The following is a 3,027-nucleotide window of genomic DNA, read 5'->3' on the forward strand; positions in this document are numbered from 1 at the left end:
GCATTTACAGTTGCAGGGGTAAATGAACAAAGCATCAATTCATCATTATGTCCGAATGTCTGGGATAAACTGTATGAAAAATATAGACACGATGAGCTTGCGAGCTTGGGAAGCGGTCAAAGTATGGGCGTTTGCCATGATGTGGAAAATCCAAGCACAATAAATTATATGGCTGGTTATATCGTTAATGATGTAGATAAAGCCACAAGTATGGGCTTAGATGTTTTGGAAGTGGAAGAAGCAGAGTATGCAGTTGTAGAATTAGTAGGAAGTGTTCCGGAGTGCATTCATAACGGGTGGAAATATGCAATGGAAGTCTTTTTCCCTGAGCATGGCTTTATTCATTCAGGAAAACCTGACTTTGAATATTATTATGAAGGTGATATGCACAGCAATGATTATAAAATGGAGCTGTGGATTCCGATAACTAAAGCTTAAAAAACAGGTTTGTAAAGATAAAAGAGATTACATTTCAAGAGGATTGGGGAGATAGAAGAAGTATGCTGAACATCAGCCAACTGTCTACAAAGTATAGAATTAAAAAAATGGAGGAAGAGGATATCTCCGGAATCTTGAATCTGGAGAATGGCAATCCCCAATACTTTGCGTATTGCCCACCAAAGCCATGTAGGGAAACGGTGCTGAATGATTTAAAAGCCTTACCGGAGGGGAAAAGCCTTGAGGATAAATTCTATATCGGCTTTTTTGAAAATGACAACTTAATTGCCATTATGGACTTTATTCGCTCCTTTCCAAAAGAAGATACGATCTTCATCGGCTTGTTTATGATGGACAGTAAAGAGTCCGGAAAAGGGAAAGGGAGCGCTATTATTACAGAGGCTTTAACGGCATGGAAAAGCGAAGGTTATGAAAAAGTAAGACTGGCCTATATGAAAGGAAATATGCAAAGTAGGAGCTTTTGGAGAAAATGTGGTTTTACAGAGACGGGCGTAGAAAAAGAAAATGAGAATGGAATAGCGGTCATTATGGAAAGAATAATGTGATGGGATAAACCTAGATTTAGTAAACTATTCATGATTACATAAGAAGAGCAAGAAAAATGATTTTCAAGTTTAGTTGAGGATGAATTGATCCTTTAGAAGTAAAAGAATGGAGGGAATTCAAATGGGATTTTGGATATTCATGCTAATCATGGTTTTACTTATTCCGTTCACTATGCTTTTCTTTGGCTAGCTACTTTTCAGGAGAACCCCGAAAGAAATCAATTATGTATATGGATACCGAACAAAAAGGTCAATGAGGAATGAGGAAACATGGAAGTTTGCGAATCAATATTTTGGGAAAGCATGGTATCTTTGCGGACTACTTTCAGCACTTCTCTCCGTGATTGCCATGGCCATTGTTTTTGAAAAGGGAACGGAGACAGTGGAAAAATTAATTTACTTTTATGCTTGTTTAACATATTGTATACAGCAAGAAAGTAAAAAAGGCGGTGATTGTATGACTGATTCTCAGAAAATTCTGGAACTTGCAAAACAGAATAATGCTGTTCTTACAACGGCCATGGTGGTTCATGCGGGATTTTTCAGAGGGAGTCTTCAGCATCTTGTAAAAAAAGGAGATTTAGAACGTTCCGTAAGAGGAGTCTATATATTACCGGAAGCGTGGGACGATGAATTTGTTAATTTGCAAACTCGCTATAAAAGGGGAATTTATGCCTTGGAAACAGCTCTTTTTCTCTGTGATTTGGCGGATAGAACTCCTCTTAAGTTTCAAATGTTTTTTCCTGCTACTTATAATTTATCTAATCCTAAAAAGGATGGTATATTAGCTAAGGGGGCAAAGGAGCCATTTTATAGCCTGGGGTCTACAGAACTTACTAGTCCGGCGGGAAACCCCGTGAAGGCTTATTCTGCGGAACGTACGCTATGTGATATTTTGAAAACAAGAAATCACGTGGATGTACAAGTAGTAGTAGAGGCCTTTAAACGATATGTTTTGCGAAAAGACAAGAACATTCCTCTTTTTTCAAATTATGCTGGAGCCCTTCATGTAGAGGAGAAGCTTAGACCGTATCTTGAGGTACTTCTATGAAAAGCCGGTGGGAGAATTATCAAAAAGACTTTGATTATGCTAAAGGCATTGAGTTTGAAGAATGTTGTAATGCAATTAGCACTTTGTTGGAAAGTTTATAAGAGTCAGTTCTGAGATTTTTATGACTATGAATTTTAGAATGAAGTCTTATTTTGTAGTGTTCTAAAGAACCTATGGAGAAAATATGAGAACAGAACATATTGTCATAGAAGACTATACTCCACAATGGAAGACAGAGTTTCAAAAAATCGTTGCTTCCCTTGGTAATGAAATCTTGGCTAAAAGCCTTAGCATTGAACACGTTGGCAGTACCTCGGTGGAAAATTTAGCGGCAAAGCCAATTATTGATATGGATATTGTGATTCCGGATATGTCGGTCTTTCCCGAAATGAAAAGCCTGCTGGAAAAGAAGGGATACCGGCATGAAGGGAATCTTGGAATAGAGGGAAGGGAAGCATTTTCCTATGAAGAGAAACCGAGACTTATGGTGCACCATTTGTATGTCTGCCCTATGGACTCTAAAGAACTGAAGAGACATATTGCTTTTCGAGATTATTTGCGTACCCAGCCTCATTTGGTGGAGGAGTATGCCGAAGTGAAAAGGGAAGCTGCCCGGCTGTATCCTAAGGATATAGACAAATATTTGGAATACAAAGGAAAATTTATTGAAAGAGTTTATCTCCTATATGAAACCACTGACCTTGAGGGAAAGTAGAGATGTCTGTAACAAGTTTTATTCATGTAAACAAAGCGGAAAATCATGATTTTGATTCATAACGAGTATCGTGCGCAAAGCGTGCGATATCTCGTTTAGAAAAATTTAGTAGGGAAATAGAAAGGAAGTATCCGGGGACAGGAATTGATCTTATGCGATGAAAATAATGAGGATACACTGATGCTTTCCACGAATACCGATATAGAAGATATTGAGGAGTGGTTAGGAAAATTAGGGCTATAAGTATGGGGGACAGA

Annotated in this window: 4 protein-coding genes; all 4 read left to right on the forward strand. The window is 38.1% G+C overall.

Annotated features, from left to right (window positions below; genetic code table 11):
- Positions 1-438: GyrI-like domain-containing protein (locus tag RDQ32_RS11005; protein WP_308580529.1), on the forward strand; the 438-nt coding region annotated here is incomplete at its 5' end.
- A 62-nt stretch (positions 439-500) separates the two neighbouring features.
- Entirely contained in the window at positions 501-1,004 is a 504-nt protein-coding gene (locus RDQ32_RS11010) for a GNAT family N-acetyltransferase (RefSeq protein ID WP_308580530.1), read from the forward strand.
- Positions 1,005-1,221: 217 nt separating this feature from the next.
- Positions 1,222-2,055: an SdpI family protein gene (locus RDQ32_RS11015; protein ID WP_308580532.1), complete on the forward strand. Its 834-nt coding sequence runs from the start codon at positions 1,222-1,224 to the stop codon at positions 2,053-2,055.
- A 184-nt stretch (positions 2,056-2,239) separates the two neighbouring features.
- Positions 2,240-2,770, forward strand: coding sequence for a GrpB family protein (locus RDQ32_RS11020; RefSeq protein WP_308580531.1), 531 nt, complete (start codon positions 2,240-2,242; stop codon positions 2,768-2,770).
- The last annotated feature ends 257 nt before the right edge of the window (positions 2,771-3,027 follow it).

Origin of the sequence: uncultured Oribacterium sp., from assembly GCF_902481605.1 — a bacterium.
GTDB lineage: Bacteria > Bacillota > Clostridia > Lachnospirales > Lachnospiraceae > Oribacterium > Oribacterium sinus.